We start from the raw sequence: 15,374 nt of genomic DNA on the forward strand, positions 1-15,374 counted from the left end.
GACTTATGTCCCAGCCCCAGTCAGATAAATTGTTTCATCAACCTTATTTGACGTAGAGCCCAAGTTAGACAGTCAGATAAATTGTTTCATCAACCTTATTTGACGTAGAGCCACATTAAGTTACTTGGCATTATTTGCGGCCTATAAACTTAATGTACGGTTCTATTTATAATTTATTTACTTTCATTTTTATGATGAACTTTAACAATCTCAACAATTAAATCTGTCATTTTATAAAGTTCTTCTAATGGCATACGCTCACTTGTTGTATGGATATATTCGTATCCAACTCCTAAAATAGCTGTCGTCACACCATTTCCGTGGAAGATATTACCGTCACTACCGCCACCAAGACTGATGACATTAGGCGTACGGCCAATGTTTTTAATCGCTTCTGAAGCAGTTGTTATAACTACATCGTCTTCTTTTGCATACAGAGACGGATACATCAATTCAACATCAACCTCAGCACTTCCACCAAGTTCTTTTGCAGTTTCTTCAAATGCAGTTTTAATCTTATCTGTCTCACTCTGTAACTTCTCATCAGACAATGAACGAACTTCTGCTAAAATTTCACAATGGTCACTGACAATATTTGTTGCTTGACCACCCGTAATTGTACCAATGTTTGAAGTTGTTTCTTCATCAATTCGACCTAGGTTCATCTTTGCAATTGCCTTTGCAGCAATGTTGATTGCACTAATACCCTTTTCAGGTTCAATTCCAGCATGTGCTTTTTTACCAAAGATTTGTGTTCTAACTTTTGTCTGTGATGGTGCGCGGTTAACCACTGTACCTACTTCACCGGTACCATCAACTGCATAACCAAATTTACTTTTTATGTTCTGGATATCTAAAGCCTTAGCACCAACTAAGCCAGTTTCTTCACCGACTGTAATGATGACTTCTACATCACCATGTGGAATGCCTTCTTCTTTTAGAACGCGAACAGCTTCTATAATAGATGAGACGCCAGCCTTATCATCTGAACCTAGTATTGTTGTACCATCACTGTAAACATAACCATCTTCAATATGTGGTTTAACACCATTACCTGGTGTTACTGTGTCCATGTGAACCATGAAAGCAACTGGTGGAATGTTACTGTCCCCTTTTAATGTATAAATCAGGTTACCAGCACCATAACCGGTTGTCTTTTGTGAGTCATCTTCAAAACCTTCAAGTCCAAGTTCGTTAAGAAGATTGATTAAATAATCTGCCACTTGTCTTTCTTGGCCAGATTCTGAATCGATTTGGACAATTTCTAAAAATTGCTCTGTAAGACGTTCTTTATTCATAAAATAATGCCTCCAAGTGTTGATATGTTGATTTACCTTCATGTATAGTTATTATAACAATAAATACCGAGGATGGTTGACTAATGCAAAATAAAAACGTTCAAAAATTCATCATATGGTTCATGATTATTCTGATTGTTGTTTCAGGACTAATGATGGGTATCTCATATTTAACTTCATTTTAAAATTGAGAAACACCAGTTTGTACACTAAGATACAAACTGGTGTTTTTTAAACTTCTTTACCGTGTTCTTCGAACCAAGCTTGAATTCCAGTCATCACACTCATAATTTCGTGACCTTCTATTTCATGTCTTTCAATCATATCGACAATTTTTCCATCTTTGAAAAAAGCGAATGATGGTGAAGAAGGTAAGTAATCTGGTGCTCTATCTCTCATTTGCTCCGTTGCTTCCTTATCTTGACCGGCAAAAACAGTTAACAATTGGTCTGGACGTTTGTCATAGTTTAAGGAATGTATTGCAGCTGGTCTTGCGATACCACCTGCACAACCACAAACAGAGTTCACCATAACTAAGGCAGTACCTTCTTTATTTAAAGCTTGATCAACATCTTCAGGTGTACGTAATTCTGTATAGCCAGATTCAGTCAATTCATTTCTAGCATTTTGAACAAGGTCTTGCATGTATAGGTTAAAATCTAAATCCATACTAAAACTCCTTTTTGACTCAAGACGAGTCTAATCATTACTTTTATTCTAGACCGCTAAAAGAAGTTTGTAAAGTTAATAAACTGATGACTGATCTGGGTCAATATTTTCAATTCGTTGTTTAACTGCTTGTAAGAAGTTGCCTGCCATGAGACCATCTAAAACTCTATGATCAATCGATAGACAGAGATTGACCATGTGTCTTGCTGCTAACATGTCATCAATGAAGACTGGTTTCTTTACTATGGATTCGACTTGTAAAATCGCAACCTGCGGTTGATTGATAATACCCATAGACTGTACAGAGCCAAAGGCACCAGTATTATTAACAGTAAATGTACCACCAGCCATGTCTTCACCCGTTAACTTTTTCGTTCTCGTCTTAGTTGCAAGTTCGTTGATAGACTTAGCGATGCCTTTTAATGAACGATCATCTGCATTTTTTATGACCGGTACAAAGAGCTGGTCTTCGTCTGCAACTGCAATAGATAAGTTGATATCTTTGTGAACTGTTATTGTGTCACCGTCCCAAGAACTGTTTAACAGCGGGAAATCTTTAAGGACTTCAGAAACAATCTTAACGAAATAAGAGAAATAAGTTAAATTAACGCCTTCAGTCTCTTTAAATTTTGCCTTGTGTTTATTACGTAACTTTACAAGATTTGTCGCATCAACTTCCATCATGAGCCAAGCATGTGGAATTTCAGTTTTTGATTGTACCATGCGTTTAGCAATTTCTTTACGAACACCTTTAACCTTAATTTTCTCACCAGCCGTTACGCCTGTTTCTTGTGTAGGTATATGAGGGGTCTCTTTTGGTGCTGAATCACTTTTATTTACTGTTTGCTGTTGGTTGTCAGAAGTAATGAATTTTTCTACATCTTTCTTAGTTATCCGTCCCTCAAAGCCTGTGCCTTCTATACTATTGGCATCCAAACCATGTTCACTCAACATTCTCATCACTACAGGTGATAGTCGTTTAGAAGAATTGTTATCTGAACTAGCTTTAACTGATTCTTTATTTTCTGAAGGTACATCATTTATCTCTGAATCATCAGTTTCTTCATCAACTTCTTCTTTAACTGCTGCATTGTCAGCTTCAATTTTATAGATTGGTGTACCTACTTCTACGGTCTCGCCTTCATTAACGAGGATCTCACTGATTACACCGTCGTAAACAGAAGGAACTTCTGCAGTTACCTTTGCCGTGTTAACTTCACATACTGCATCATATTCATTGACATGGTCCCCAACTTTTACCAACCAATTTTCAATTGTACCTTCTGTGACACTTTCCCCTAATTTAGGCATCGTAATTTCAATCATTATTTCACTCCCTAGTATTCACTTAGTGTGAGCATTTTATTGTATATTTTTTCTGGGTTCATCATAAAGAAGTCTTCCATAGGTGGCGCATATGGCATAGATGGTACATCAGGACCAGCTAATCGCGTAATTGGTGCGTCTAAATCATAGAGACAATTTTCACCAATGATGGCAGATACTTCACTCATCACGCTACCTTCTAGATTATCTTCTGTTACAAGTAGCACCTTGCCTGTCTTAGAAGCTGCTTTAATAATTGATTCCTTATCAAGTGGATACAATGTTCGTAAGTCTAATATCTCTGCTTCGTATCCATCTTTAGATAACTGTTCAGCAGCTTGTACAGCATAATTAACACATAAGCCATAAGTAATGACGGTAATATCTTCCCCGCTCCGGACCGTATTCGCTTGACCAATAGGTAAGATATACTCCCCTTCTGGTACCTCGCCTTTTAAGAGACGATAAGCTTTCTTGTGTTCAAAGTATAAGACTGGATCGTTATCTTTAATGGCTGCCATTAATAACCCTTTTGCATCAGCAGGATTCGATGGCACAACGACTTTAAGACCTGGAGTAGAAACAAAAATTGATTCGATGGACTGTGAATGATACAATGCGCCGTGAATTCCACCACCAAATGGTGCTCTGATGACAAGTGGCGCATTCCAGTCGTTATCTGAACGGTATCTAATTTTTGCAGCCTCGTTTAATATTTGATTGACTGCAGGTAAAATATATTCTGCAAACTGAATTTCAGCGACTGGTTTTTTGCCCACCATCGCTGCCCCAATGGCAGTTCCTGCAATATTACTTTCGGCAAGTGGCGTATCTAAAACTCTCATTTCACCAAATTTTTCTTGTAGGCCTTCCGTTACTTTAAAAACGCCACCTTTTTTACCGACATCTTCTCCAAGTACAAAAACATCATCGTCTTGTTCCATGGCAGTAAATAAAGCATCTTTTATTGCATCGAGATAAGACAATTTAGCCATTGTTTACCTCCTCATAAACGTGTTTAAGCGCATATTCTGGTTCTGCATATGGTGCAGCTTCAGCTCTTTTTGTTGCCTGATTGACAGTTTCTTTAATTTCCTTTTCTAATTCTTCTAACCAAGACTCATCGACGATAGATTCACTTAGTAAATATGTTTTAAACGATTCTATACAATCATTTTTCTTATCTTTCTTTAATTCTTCTGGATCTCTATATTTATCATCATCATCAGAAGAATGTGGGGTTAATCGAATGGATAAGGCTTCGATTAAGGAAGCACCATCGCCGTTAATAGCACGTTCACGGGCTTCTTTCATTACTTTATAAACCGCAATTGGATCGTTACCATCTACTTGTTCACCATGCATATCATAACCAATTGCACGGTCAGATAACTTTTCTGCCCCATATTGAAGGCTTGTCGGTACACTAATGGCATACTTATTGTTCTCAATTAGACATATAAATGGTAAATCGTGGACACCTGCAAAGTTTAAACCTTCATGAAAATCTCCTTGAGAAGTTGAACCTTCCCCTAAAGTGGTTAAGGCAACTGCTTTCTTACCATCCATTTTAAAAGCGTAACTTGCTCCTACAGCATGAAGCACCTGAGTAGTTACGGTAGAACCTTGAGTTAAAATATTACTTTCCTTTTTAGAAAAGTGTCCAGGCATCTGACGTCCACCACTTTGTACATCAGCACCTCTTGCGAAGGCAGATAACATGGTTTCTTCTGGAGTAATACCAAAGTGTGTCACTAAGGCTAAATCTCTATAGTAAGGGCTTAGAATGTCAACTTCCTTATCTAAAGCAAAGGCAGTACCAGCTTGGGTTGCCTCTTGACCTTGACAAGAAATAACAAAGGGTAGTTTACCTGCACGGTTTAACAACCACATACGTTCGTCTAGTCGTCTTGATAAGACCATTAATTTATACATTTCTTTTAAATCTGATTCAGTTAAATCTGTTTCATTATGTGATAACAATATGTCTCACCTTCCTATACATGGATTGCGACGTCTTCTGCATCGAGTCCGACTTCTTTTATGATTTCACCAACTGATGGATGCGCAAATGTGGCACTAGATAATTCTAGGGTTGATGCATTCATAAATGCTGCAATAGATATGCTGTTGATTAACTCAGTCGCATGTGCGCCAACAATTGTCGCCCCTAAAATATCGCCTGATGGTGACACATTTAGCTTTATAAACCCTTCTCCCCCATTATCGATCACAGCTTTTGCGATTGTTTGTAAAGGTAACTTATGGGTTTTAAAATCTATTCCATTCTCTTTTAAAACTTCAGTGGTCATACCAATTGATGCAATTTCTGGTGAGGTATAGACACATCTAGGGATTTTATTATAGTCCAAAGTCAGTGGTTTCTGATCTGCTATATGCTCAGCTGCGATAATTGCTTCTTCAATCGCAACGTGTGCAAGTTGAGGCGTATTTATAACATCTCCGATGGCATAAATATGAGATTCTTTAGTCTGATAGTACTCATTAACTTCAATCGTACCTTTATCAGTCACTTGAGCTTTCGTATTTTGAATGCCGAGTTGATCAGTATTAGGTTGTCTTCCAACGGCAACGATAATTTTATCATAGCTTTCTTTTTCACCATTCACCACTATTTCACCATGGTCATCTTTAATCTCTATATCGTCTTGATCTAGACTAAGACCAGTTAACACTCTGACACCTTTGTCTTTTAAGGATTTTTCAACTGCTTTTGAGGCATCTTTTTCTTCTTGAATTAAGAGTCGGTCAGCCGCTTCGATTAAAGTCACTTCACTACCGAACGATGATAGGATAGTCGCAAATTCAACACCAATGACGCCACCACCGATCAATGCAACTTTTTGTGGTATATTTTCAAGATGCATTAAGTCGTTACTAGATAAGACAACCTTGTGATCAAATGGAAGGAATGGTAATTCTATTGGCTTTGAACCACTTGCTATAATCACTTGGTCATTGACAAGGACTTCACTTTCCTTTGATTCATCTTCATAGGATACGCTGACTGCGCCGGCAAGCGGTGAAAAAAGTGAGGGTCCAAGAATAGTTGCAGTACCTTCAATTACATCCACCTTATTCTTATCAAGTAAGTATTTAATACCGTTTTGCATCTGGTTTACAACCTTGTCTTTCACGCTATTAATATTTTTAATGTCAAAAGATGGTGTGTGATTCTCTAAACCAAAACGTGATGCTGTTTTCATATTCTCTATCATTTCTCCGCTCTTTAAAAAGCTTTTTGTAGGAATACATCCTTGGTTCAAACAAGTACCACCGAGCTTACTTTTTTCAACAACAGCAACACTCTGTCCGAGTTGACTGAGCTTAATTGCTGCCACATAGCCAGCTGTTCCACCACCGATTACGACGGTATCGTAATTTTTAGTCATTATTGACCACCTGCTTTATAGTATTTTAGCTTGTTATTATCTTGAATTACGGAGTATGCACCGTAGGCTAATGCATCCATCTCCAATTCACCAGGGTAAACTGTCACTGGTCCAATGTAGGAAATATAATCTTTAATGCCATTGATAACATAGTCACTATAACTGACTCCACCAGTAAAGATGATTTGGTCAACCTGCCCTTTTAGAATGGCAGCTTTTCCGCCGATTTCTTTAGCAATCTGGTAAATCATTGCATCAAGTACTTCTTTACTATGCTTATCTCCATTTTCAATATTTTGAACGACAGTGCGTACATCTTCTATACCAAGATGAGAGATTAAGCCACCTGCTTTAGAAGCAGTATAAATGATTGCTTCGTCACTTAAATTATTATCGTTTTTATATTTTAATAGTGCGTTGACTGGGACTGAACCGACACGTGTTGGACTCATTGGTCCGTCACCATTCAATCCATTATTAACATCGATAACTTTGCCATACTTATGAGCACCAACAGTAATACCCCCGCCCATATGAACGACAATCAGTTTTAAGTCTCTGTAGTGTTTATCAATTGAAGCTGCATACTTTCTCGCAACTGCTTTTTGATTAAGTGCATGGAAAATTGATGTCCTTCTGACACCTTTTAAGCCTGTATATTTTGCTTCGTCACACAGTTCATCGACTACAACAGGATCAGTAATTACTGCTTTGATGCCGTATTGTTTTGTGAATTCATTGGCGAGAATTCCACTTAAATTAGATGCATGATCACCATATTTCTTAGAAATAAGGTCATCTAACATTTCTTCATTAATTAAATAAGTGCCGCCTTCAATTGGTCTTAATAGACCACCCCGAGCTGAGACGATATCGAGTTCTTCTGCAGTTACATTACACTCATGTAAAAATTCCATTACTGTGTCAAAACGAACTGACTTTTGTTCGTTGAGTGGCATTAAAATTAGAGCCTTGTCATGCGAGTAGGTCTTAACTTCTAGGCAAGATAAATCTCGGTAGAGCGCGACTTTTGTAGTCGTGCTCCCGAGATTAATTACTAATGTTAAAATAGACATTATTTTCTTCTACCACTTAGAATATTTTTATCTTTTTGAGTGAAGACACTTTTGACGTTTTGAATAGCTTCAATACGACTCTCAGCTAGATGATCAGCTGCGTGTTGAGGTGAAATATTTTGTTCTTTTGCTATCGTGAAAATTTTGTCGATTTGATTGTATACGTTGTTAACTTTAGATGTTGCTCGTTCTTTGTCATAGCCTTCTAGCTCGTCTGCAACATTGATTACCCCACCTGAGTTAACAACATAATCTGGCGCATACATAATTCCTGCATCCGTTAACATTTGTCCATGTTTCTCAATATCTAGTAACTGGTTATTTGCACTACCACATACAGCTTTTACCTTCAATTGAGGAATTGTATTATCATTTAAAATTCCACCAAGTGCACACGGGGCAAAAATATCAGCATCTACACTATATATTTCATCTAAACCAACTGCTTTAGCACCGAAGTTATCTACTGCACGTTGAACTGCTTTTTCATTAATATCTGTGACTATTAAATTTGCACCAGTTTCATGTAATAACTCACATAGGCTGTAAGCAACGTTACCAACGCCTTGAACAGAAATCGTTTTTCCTGAAAGATCATCACTACCAAATGCTTCTTTAGCAGTACGCTGCATTGCTCTGAATAAACCGAGTGCTGTAAATGGACTTGGGTTACCAGATGAGCCATATGCCTCAGAGATTCCGCATACATAATCAGTCTCTTGGAAAATATAGTCCATATCTTCTACTGTTGTACCGACGTCTTCAGCAGCAATATATCGACCACCAAGGTTTTCAATATAGCGGCCTAAAGAACGGAAGAAGGCTTCAGATTTATCTTTTGAAGCGTCTCTAATTACTACTGTTTTACCACCACCGAGGTTTAAGCCAGCTGCGGCATTCTTGTATGTCATACCTTTAGCAAGTCTTAAAACATCTGTGATTGCATCTTCTTCCTTATCGTAGTTCCAAAATCTAATACCTCCAAGGGCTGGACCGAGTGTTGTATCATGTATACAAATAATCGCTTTTAAGCCACTTTGTTTATCCTGACAAAATACAAGTTGTTCGTAATCTCCATGTTCCATTTCTGTAAATATCATCTTAAACATCCTCCTAAATTTAGTTGAGCATTTGTAGTGCAAGTTTGATTGAATTGTATTTTTCTAATTTAGTATCTGCGCGAGATGTGAGTACAAATGGCACTTTTAAACCAGTGATAATACCTGCACAACGTGCACCAGCTGATACTGTTAATGCTTTATATAAAACGTTGCCTGCATCAATATGAGGCATGATGAGAATATCCGCATCACCTGCAACTTCAGATTTATAGCCTTTAATTTCACTAGCAGTAGCTGACATTGCTAAGTCATATGACATCGGTCCATCGACAATAGCATTAGAAAATAAATCAGCTTTTACAATTGTATCATTTGTAACTGTAGAATGAATCTTCTCATTCACTTTTTCTACTGCAGAAATTAAGGCTACTTTTGGCTTATTGATATTGAGATTTTCAGCGACTTCTATTGTATTCTTTATAATATTAACTTTCTTATCATTATCAACATCGATGTTCATTGCTGCGTCACTGATGATAATAGGTTTATGATACGTGGGTATGTCGAATAAGGCAACATGCGATAATACTTTCTTATCTAATAAATCTAGTTCCTTATTGAGCACTGCCTTAAGGATCGTTCCAGTTGATATTAATCCTTTCATTAAGACACTGGCCCGACCACTGTGAATCGCTTTAGCAGCTTGTTCAGCCGCTTCGGTATCCCCTTTAACATCATGTATTTCTATGTCGTAAGACTGATAGTCAAAAGCCATTTCTTTAAATGAATTCACTAATAACGATTCATCATCATAGAGGTGCCATTTTATTTCATGTTTTTCGGCTGTTTCTCTGACTATTTCTAAGAGCCCTTTTGAGTTCGCTCGAACCAAAGCTATAGACTGAGAGGTGTTCCTGTTGTAATCTAACATGCTGTCAAAATTAATAATAATCCCTCCTACATTCATTATACAATATTTAATATAAAACGCTTGTATCATCAATTGTTTGTAAGCCCTTACATTAAGGATAACTTTAAAATATATAAAAGAAAAGTGTATTACGAATGTTTAATTATTAAGAATATTAGAACTAATAATTTCATAAATTCTTAAATTTTTAAGCCATTATTTAATGTATAATATAACTAGTATTTTAGATTAGGAGCATGTTAATGCAGAAAATTATCGCTTTATTAATACTTGTTATCCCATTTATAATTGCAGGGGTCGGAATCAAATTGATGCGAGACAGCATATTCGGTATCGTAATTGATCCCTTTACTTATACAGCCCTCCAATTTATAGTTGGTTTACTTATGACTATTGTTGGTGTTTGGTTCATTGGGGGTTACCTCCTTCATAGAGAAAGAAAAAATAAACGCGCACAAGAAAGATTTTTAAAAAAACGTAAAGAAAATGACGAGACAAATTAATAGTTTTTTATGGCCTCCAACGGTTACATACGAGTATGTTAATTGTAACTTTTGGGGGATTTTTATATTACAATTGTATTAAATTCTGTAAATTTTGATAATTTTGTGACTATACTCTTCTATAATTGCCTAATAAATTAATTGATGGAGGTTACTTTTAATGAAGTACAAGAGTCGTTTAATTATCCCAACCCTACTTTCTACGAGTTTACTTGCCTCAACGATGGTCGCTAGTGCAGATGAGATTGATCAAGAAGAGAAAACATACGAACAGAATTTAGAAACTCACTATGAAGAAGAAAACGGTAAAGTTGATAATTTAGCAGATGACGATGCGGATGAAAGTGACGAATCAGAAGAAGTTGTTGAAGAAGAAGATACAGAAGAATCTCTAGAATCTGACGAAGAAGCCGCTCCTGAAGATGAAGAAAGTGAAGTTGATGAAGATGTTGACGAATTAGAATCAACTGAGACAGCTGAAGAAGCACCTATTGAAGAAGATGTACAAAGTGAAGAAGAAACTGTTGAAAACACGGCGTCCACTTCTGAAAATGAAACAGCAGCTGTTCAAGAATCAGAAGTGACTACTGAGGCAGTAACTGAAGTACCTTCACAAGAAGAAAGTAATCTTGAGACTGAAGAAGAAACGGATACTACAGTAGAAAGTACTGAAACAACTGTTGAAGAAACTACAGAAGAAAACACAGATTCAACGACCGTAAGTGAGTCAGTAGAAGAACCAGCACAAGATGTTGAAGAAGTGACATCAGAAACCGAAGAGACTTCTGAAGCAGTAGCAGAAGCACCTTCACAAGAAGGAAGTAATATTGAAGCTGACGAAGAAACGGATACTATAGAAGTAGAAGAAAACGTAGAATCAGATGAATCTTCTGAGGAAGAGACTGTAGAAACTTCAAAGGAAGAAAGTAATCCAGAATCAGAAGAAGCTACTGATGCTACAGAAGTAGAAACTACTGATCAAACTGTTAAAGAACCTACAAAAGAAAACGCTGAGTCCAATACTGAAAGTGAGACAGAAGAAATCGTAGAAACAGAAGAGACAGTTGAAAAAGACACATCAACAACTGCCGAATCAGAAGAAGCTACATATAAATATGATTCTGAAACGCTTACGAATGAATTAGAAAATAAATCTGCTGAGGAACGTACAGCGTTTATAGAAGAAAATGCTGACAAAATTGAAGCTGATGAAGAAACACTTAAGGAACTGACACAAGCCGTTGAAGATGAACTTGGTGTAGAGATTGATGAGAATCTGGCCTTTAACACAATGAGTACAATGTCTATGTCTCAAGCGATTACGGATATTAATAGCTATATTGCAGAAAATAATTTTGAAGTAGCAGAAATTCAATACGATATTATTGATTATCTACCTCAATATGCATATGAATCTAACATTGGATGGGAGCCTGAAAATGGTAAAGTTGGTCAACCTTCAGGTGTGGTATTACATGATGTTGGTAATGATAACTCAACGATACATGGTGAGATTAGTTACATGTCCGAGAATTGGGAAAATGCCTTTGTACATGCCTTTGTAGATGCTGATAATATCATTCAAGTTGCAAATACAGATTACCTCGCTTATGGTGCGGGTCCTGTATCAAATGATATTCATTTACAAGTAGAACTTGTACGACACGATAACCAACATGACTTCGCAAGATCAATTAATAACTACGCAGACTATATTGCTAACCTACTTTACAAATACAAATTACCAGCTGAAAGAGCGGATAGTTCAGGAAATGGTACACTATGGTCTCACGTAGAAGTATCAAACATTTTAGGTGGAACAGCTTCACCTGACCCATATGAATATTTCCAATCACATGGCTATGCATATGAAGATGTGATTAGCTTAATCCAAGGTCGTTACAACAACCTCTATAATAAAGTCAATACGCCAAGCATTTACATGCCAACATTTGAAGGCGATACATCAAATCTTGCCGGAAGTATCACTAACCAAAATAGAGGAATTTATGAAAGTATCACCGATGTTAAAACTGCCGATGCGAGCAACTACTTAGGAAAAGATGTTCGAGTGGTTCGCTCTGAAATATACAACTATGAAGAATACTACCTACTTGAAAATGTTTCAGACGGTTCAACAATCGGTTGGATGTATGCAGGTGATGTTGCCACATCATCACTTCCTGAGGCACCAATTGAAGATGACGATGAAGGTACTGATAACTCAGGCGATGGCTCTACTCCAGAAGTACCAGTAGAGGATGACGATGAAGGTACTGACAACTCAGGTGATGGTTCTACTCCAGAAACACCTGTAGACGACGATGAAGGTACTGATAACTCTGGTGATGATTCTACTCCAGAAGCACCAATTGAAGATGACGATGAAGGTACTGATTACTCAGGAGATGACTCCACATCTGAAGTACCTGTTGATGATGACGATGAATCTGAATCTGCTGATGATTCGAACGAAGATTCATCTAAAGATGAGAATCGAAGAGATGATGTTTCCGAAGATAATACCTCTGAGGACAGTACTGAAGATCAACTAGAACAACCAACTAATGGAGATAATGAATCAGAGGATGAAACTGAAGAAGTTATAGGAAGAGATGAATCAACTGACATAGATGATGACAATGGAGAAACAACTGATGACGTTTCATCTTCATTAGAAGATCCAGAAACTGGTGTTAGAGTATATAGTGCGTCTGATGAGCTAGTTGGCAAGCAGTTAGAAGTAACTGTACTTAATCCTTCAAATGCCATTGATGCAACACATGATTTATATGATATTCATATTCTAAATAGTGATGGTTCATTATATAACTTGAACAACCCTGTGACAGTTTACCTACCTGCTAATGGATATGTATCAAATCTATATTATCTTGGAGATATTGGTGAAACACTCGAGGCCATTTCATACAGAACTGACGATGATTATGTTGTATTTGAAACTTCTAGCTTTAGTCAATATGCTGTGGTTTATGGTGAATCTAACAAGGAAAACACAATTATCCCACCAACATCTGAAAAACATGGTGGAGATTCATCTGATGGTACAAATACTCATTCTAAAGTCTATACAGAAAATGTAGGTCAAGTTGATCAGGCTGAAGCGTCTATATCTACAAATGAAGTAAAAGGAAATACGCAGAAAGATAGTAATCAAGAGGCAGAAACTACAGATGAACAGGATGAGGAAGTAGCAGTGTTACCAAATACTGGTGTTAAAGAACAAGGTACAACTGTATTTGCAGCATTACTTGCAGCACTAGGCCTAGGCTTCTTAGTTAGAAGAAGAAAATCAGGTGAAGAGAAACAATAGCAAATAAAAGGTAATTCTTTGGGACTACCGCTTAACCAATTAACAAGGGTGGAAATCTAATTTGTAGATTTCCACCCTCTTCTATTTATAAAATAATTTACTCTTTTCCAGTTCTCAGCAATTCTTCAGCATTCAAGCGTGCAGCATCTGTAATCTTAGAGCCACTAATCATACGTGCAATTTCTTCAACTTTCTCCTCTTCCATTAAATAAGATGCTGAAGATTGTGTTCTGTCATCGACATTGGATTTCTCTACGTGAAGTAGGAAATCTGCTGTTGCAGCGGCTTGTGGTAAGTGTGAAATAGCAAGTACTTGTCTTTGCTTACTCAGTAGCTTCATCTTTTCTACCATACGCGCAGCAACCTGACCACTTACTCCAGTATCTATTTCATCAAATATTATAAGTGAATCATGTTCGAAGTCAGAGAAAATTGTTTTAACCGCTAAACTTACACGGGAAACTTCCCCACCGGATGCAATTTTATTTAACGGTTTTAGTGGTTCACCTTTATTGACTGCAATCAAGAATTCAGCATCTGTGTATCCTAAAGGATTAAATTGTGATTCTTTTAAATTGATTTCAAACTGTACATCTGGCATTTCAAGTTCTGACAATTCATGTCTTAATTTACTCTCTAGAAAATGTTTTCGGTCCAATCGATATTGATGCAATCGTTCTGCTGATGCTTCCATCTTATCGTAAAGCACCTTTTCTTCTTTTTGAAGCCGATCAAATGATTGTGAGATATTCTCTAAGTCATCAATATCAGATTTTAATTGCGTTTGAAATTCTAACAAACCTTCAAATGTTTTTGTGTATTTTCTCTTTAACTGATTAATTTGATTTAATCTCGATTGGATTGCATTTAAACGGTCACTATCATAATCGAGAGATGACAAATCATTTGATACTTGTGAATTCAACTCAGTCAGTAAGTAATATGCATCAGTCAATGTATCTTTATAAGAAATGTATGATTCATCATAACGGGTAATCGTTTCTAACGACTGATTGATATCATAAAGCATGCCTTGTGGAGGATATTCACTGACAAGTAAGGACTTAATCTGATTTAATGCATCATTAATATTTTCATAGTTCGATAAAAACTCAAGTTCATTTTCTAGTTCTGTCTCTTCGTCTTCTTTTAATTCTAATGTTGATAGTTCATTATATTGATGCTTTAACAATTCAAGTTGTGTCAGCCTATTTCTATCTTTGTATTCTAACTCTTCCTTACGAGACTTTACAGATTGATAAGCTTGATAATCATGAGTATATGTTGTGAAAATATCTTCCTTGACTAAACCAATATATCGATCCAAGTAATCCAACTGCTCGGACTTATCCAACACTTCTCTATGTGTGGATTGTGAATGGATAGATAAAACGTGTTCCATTATGTTTTTAAGTTGATTTAAAGTAATCATCTTATTATTTATTTTAATCAAGCTTTTGCTATTTGTCATAATTTCTCTACGAACAATGTACAGCTCATCTTCTTCAATACTTGAGTCAGCTAGTAATTGATTTAATTTTTCATTACTAGGAAAATCAAATACACCCTCAATGACAGCACCGGATTTTCCATGTCTGATATCTTCTTGAGATGCACGTTTTCCCTCTAAGTATCCGATAGCTTCAATAATTTTTGATTTTCCGGCACCAGATTCCCCCGTCAATACTGTCATGCCTTTTGAAAAATCAACTTCTATATTTTCTAATACAGCAAAGTTCTGCACACTGAGTCTTAGTAGCACA

Annotated in this window: 13 protein-coding genes; 3 read left to right on the top strand and 10 right to left on the bottom strand. The window is 36.7% G+C overall.

Annotated features, from left to right (window positions below; all coding sequences use genetic code 11):
• Positions 1 to 173: 173 nt before the first annotated feature.
• Entirely contained in the window at positions 174 to 1,298 is a 1,125-nt protein-coding gene (locus V6E76_RS08470) for a M20/M25/M40 family metallo-hydrolase (protein ID WP_166626662.1), read from the bottom strand.
• Positions 1,299 to 1,381: 83 nt separating this feature from the next.
• Here V6E76_RS08470 and prli42 point away from each other — a divergent pair, with 83 nt between their 5' ends.
• Positions 1,382 to 1,483, top strand: coding sequence for a stressosome-associated protein Prli42 (gene prli42 / locus V6E76_RS08475; protein WP_156889134.1), 102 nt, complete (start codon positions 1,382 to 1,384; stop codon positions 1,481 to 1,483).
• A gap of 46 nt (positions 1,484 to 1,529) precedes the next feature.
• Here the strand turns inward: prli42 and V6E76_RS08480 are convergent, their stop codons facing one another.
• The 8 genes from V6E76_RS08480 to V6E76_RS08515 all read right to left on the bottom strand — a co-directional run bounded on the left by V6E76_RS08480 (position 1,530) and on the right by V6E76_RS08515 (position 9,810).
• Positions 1,530 to 1,967 (bottom strand): BrxA/BrxB family bacilliredoxin, encoded by a 438-nt coding sequence (locus tag V6E76_RS08480; RefSeq protein ID WP_026866358.1) that lies wholly within the window; start codon positions 1,965 to 1,967, stop codon positions 1,530 to 1,532.
• 75 nt (positions 1,968 to 2,042) lie between these two features.
• A complete protein-coding gene (locus V6E76_RS08485) occupies positions 2,043 to 3,290 on the bottom strand; it encodes a dihydrolipoamide acetyltransferase family protein (protein WP_499797793.1) in 1,248 nt (415 codons plus the stop codon).
• A 14-nt stretch (positions 3,291 to 3,304) separates the two neighbouring features.
• Complete coding sequence (locus V6E76_RS08490; RefSeq protein ID WP_247352181.1) at positions 3,305 to 4,288, bottom strand: alpha-ketoacid dehydrogenase subunit beta; 984 nt, start codon at positions 4,286 to 4,288, stop codon at positions 3,305 to 3,307.
• A complete protein-coding gene (locus V6E76_RS08495) occupies positions 4,281 to 5,276 on the bottom strand; it encodes a thiamine pyrophosphate-dependent dehydrogenase E1 component subunit alpha (RefSeq protein WP_499797784.1) in 996 nt (331 codons plus the stop codon). Before V6E76_RS08495 ends, V6E76_RS08490 begins: the two co-directional genes overlap by 8 nt.
• A gap of 14 nt (positions 5,277 to 5,290) precedes the next feature.
• The gene (gene lpdA, locus V6E76_RS08500; RefSeq protein ID WP_247352179.1) at positions 5,291 to 6,706 is read right to left on the bottom strand and encodes a dihydrolipoyl dehydrogenase; all 1,416 of its coding nucleotides are present in this window, start codon (positions 6,704 to 6,706) and stop codon (positions 5,291 to 5,293) included.
• Positions 6,706 to 7,782, bottom strand: a complete 1,077-nt coding sequence (gene buk, locus V6E76_RS08505; RefSeq protein WP_247352177.1) for a butyrate kinase — start codon at positions 7,780 to 7,782, stop codon at positions 6,706 to 6,708. The genes lpdA and buk overlap by 1 nt, the downstream gene beginning before the upstream one ends.
• Positions 7,782 to 8,882: a Leu/Phe/Val dehydrogenase gene (locus tag V6E76_RS08510; RefSeq protein WP_499797786.1), complete on the bottom strand. Its 1,101-nt coding sequence runs from the start codon at positions 8,880 to 8,882 to the stop codon at positions 7,782 to 7,784. Before V6E76_RS08510 ends, buk begins: the two co-directional genes overlap by 1 nt.
• A gap of 19 nt (positions 8,883 to 8,901) precedes the next feature.
• Positions 8,902 to 9,810 (bottom strand): phosphate acyltransferase, encoded by a 909-nt coding sequence (locus V6E76_RS08515; RefSeq protein WP_247352173.1) that lies wholly within the window; start codon positions 9,808 to 9,810, stop codon positions 8,902 to 8,904.
• Between the two features lie 206 nt (positions 9,811 to 10,016).
• Between V6E76_RS08515 and V6E76_RS08520 the strand changes: the two genes are divergently transcribed.
• Both V6E76_RS08520 and V6E76_RS08525 read left to right on the top strand, forming a co-directional pair.
• Complete coding sequence (locus tag V6E76_RS08520; protein ID WP_247352171.1) at positions 10,017 to 10,277, top strand: DUF2627 domain-containing protein; 261 nt, start codon at positions 10,017 to 10,019, stop codon at positions 10,275 to 10,277.
• 160 nt (positions 10,278 to 10,437) lie between these two features.
• Positions 10,438 to 13,611, top strand: coding sequence for a peptidoglycan recognition protein family protein (locus V6E76_RS08525; protein WP_247352169.1), 3,174 nt, complete (start codon positions 10,438 to 10,440; stop codon positions 13,609 to 13,611).
• Positions 13,612 to 13,708: 97 nt separating this feature from the next.
• Here the strand turns inward: V6E76_RS08525 and recN are convergent, their stop codons facing one another.
• On the bottom strand, positions 13,709 to 15,373 hold the full coding sequence (gene recN, locus V6E76_RS08530) for a DNA repair protein RecN (protein ID WP_247352167.1): 1,665 nt from the start codon (positions 15,371 to 15,373) through the stop codon (positions 13,709 to 13,711).
• Between the last annotated feature and the right edge of the window lies 1 nt (position 15,374).

The organism is Jeotgalicoccus huakuii, from assembly GCF_036665975.1.
Taxonomy (GTDB): domain Bacteria; phylum Bacillota; class Bacilli; order Staphylococcales; family Salinicoccaceae; genus Jeotgalicoccus; species Jeotgalicoccus marinus.

What these genes read in the sequence shown, in the direction of transcription:
- V6E76_RS08515 (WP_247352173.1), bottom strand. Translation starts at nt 9,810, where the DNA reads ATGAATGTAGGAGGGATTATTATTAATTTTGACAGCATGTTAGATTAC.
- prli42 (WP_156889134.1), top strand. Translation starts at nt 1,382, where the DNA reads ATGCAAAATAAAAACGTTCAAAAATTCATCATATGGTTCATGATTATT.
- V6E76_RS08490 (WP_247352181.1), bottom strand. Translation starts at nt 4,288, where the DNA reads ATGGCTAAATTGTCTTATCTCGATGCAATAAAAGATGCTTTATTTACT.
- V6E76_RS08520 (WP_247352171.1), top strand. Translation starts at nt 10,017, where the DNA reads ATGCAGAAAATTATCGCTTTATTAATACTTGTTATCCCATTTATAATT.
- V6E76_RS08480 (WP_026866358.1), bottom strand. Translation starts at nt 1,967, where the DNA reads ATGGATTTAGATTTTAACCTATACATGCAAGACCTTGTTCAAAATGCT.
- V6E76_RS08510 (WP_499797786.1), bottom strand. Translation starts at nt 8,882, where the DNA reads ATGATATTTACAGAAATGGAACATGGAGATTACGAACAACTTGTATTT.
- V6E76_RS08525 (WP_247352169.1), top strand. Translation starts at nt 10,438, where the DNA reads ATGAAGTACAAGAGTCGTTTAATTATCCCAACCCTACTTTCTACGAGT.
- buk (WP_247352177.1), bottom strand. Translation starts at nt 7,782, where the DNA reads ATGTCTATTTTAACATTAGTAATTAATCTCGGGAGCACGACTACAAAA.
- lpdA (WP_247352179.1), bottom strand. Translation starts at nt 6,706, where the DNA reads ATGACTAAAAATTACGATACCGTCGTAATCGGTGGTGGAACAGCTGGC.
- V6E76_RS08470 (WP_166626662.1), bottom strand. Translation starts at nt 1,298, where the DNA reads ATGAATAAAGAACGTCTTACAGAGCAATTTTTAGAAATTGTCCAAATC.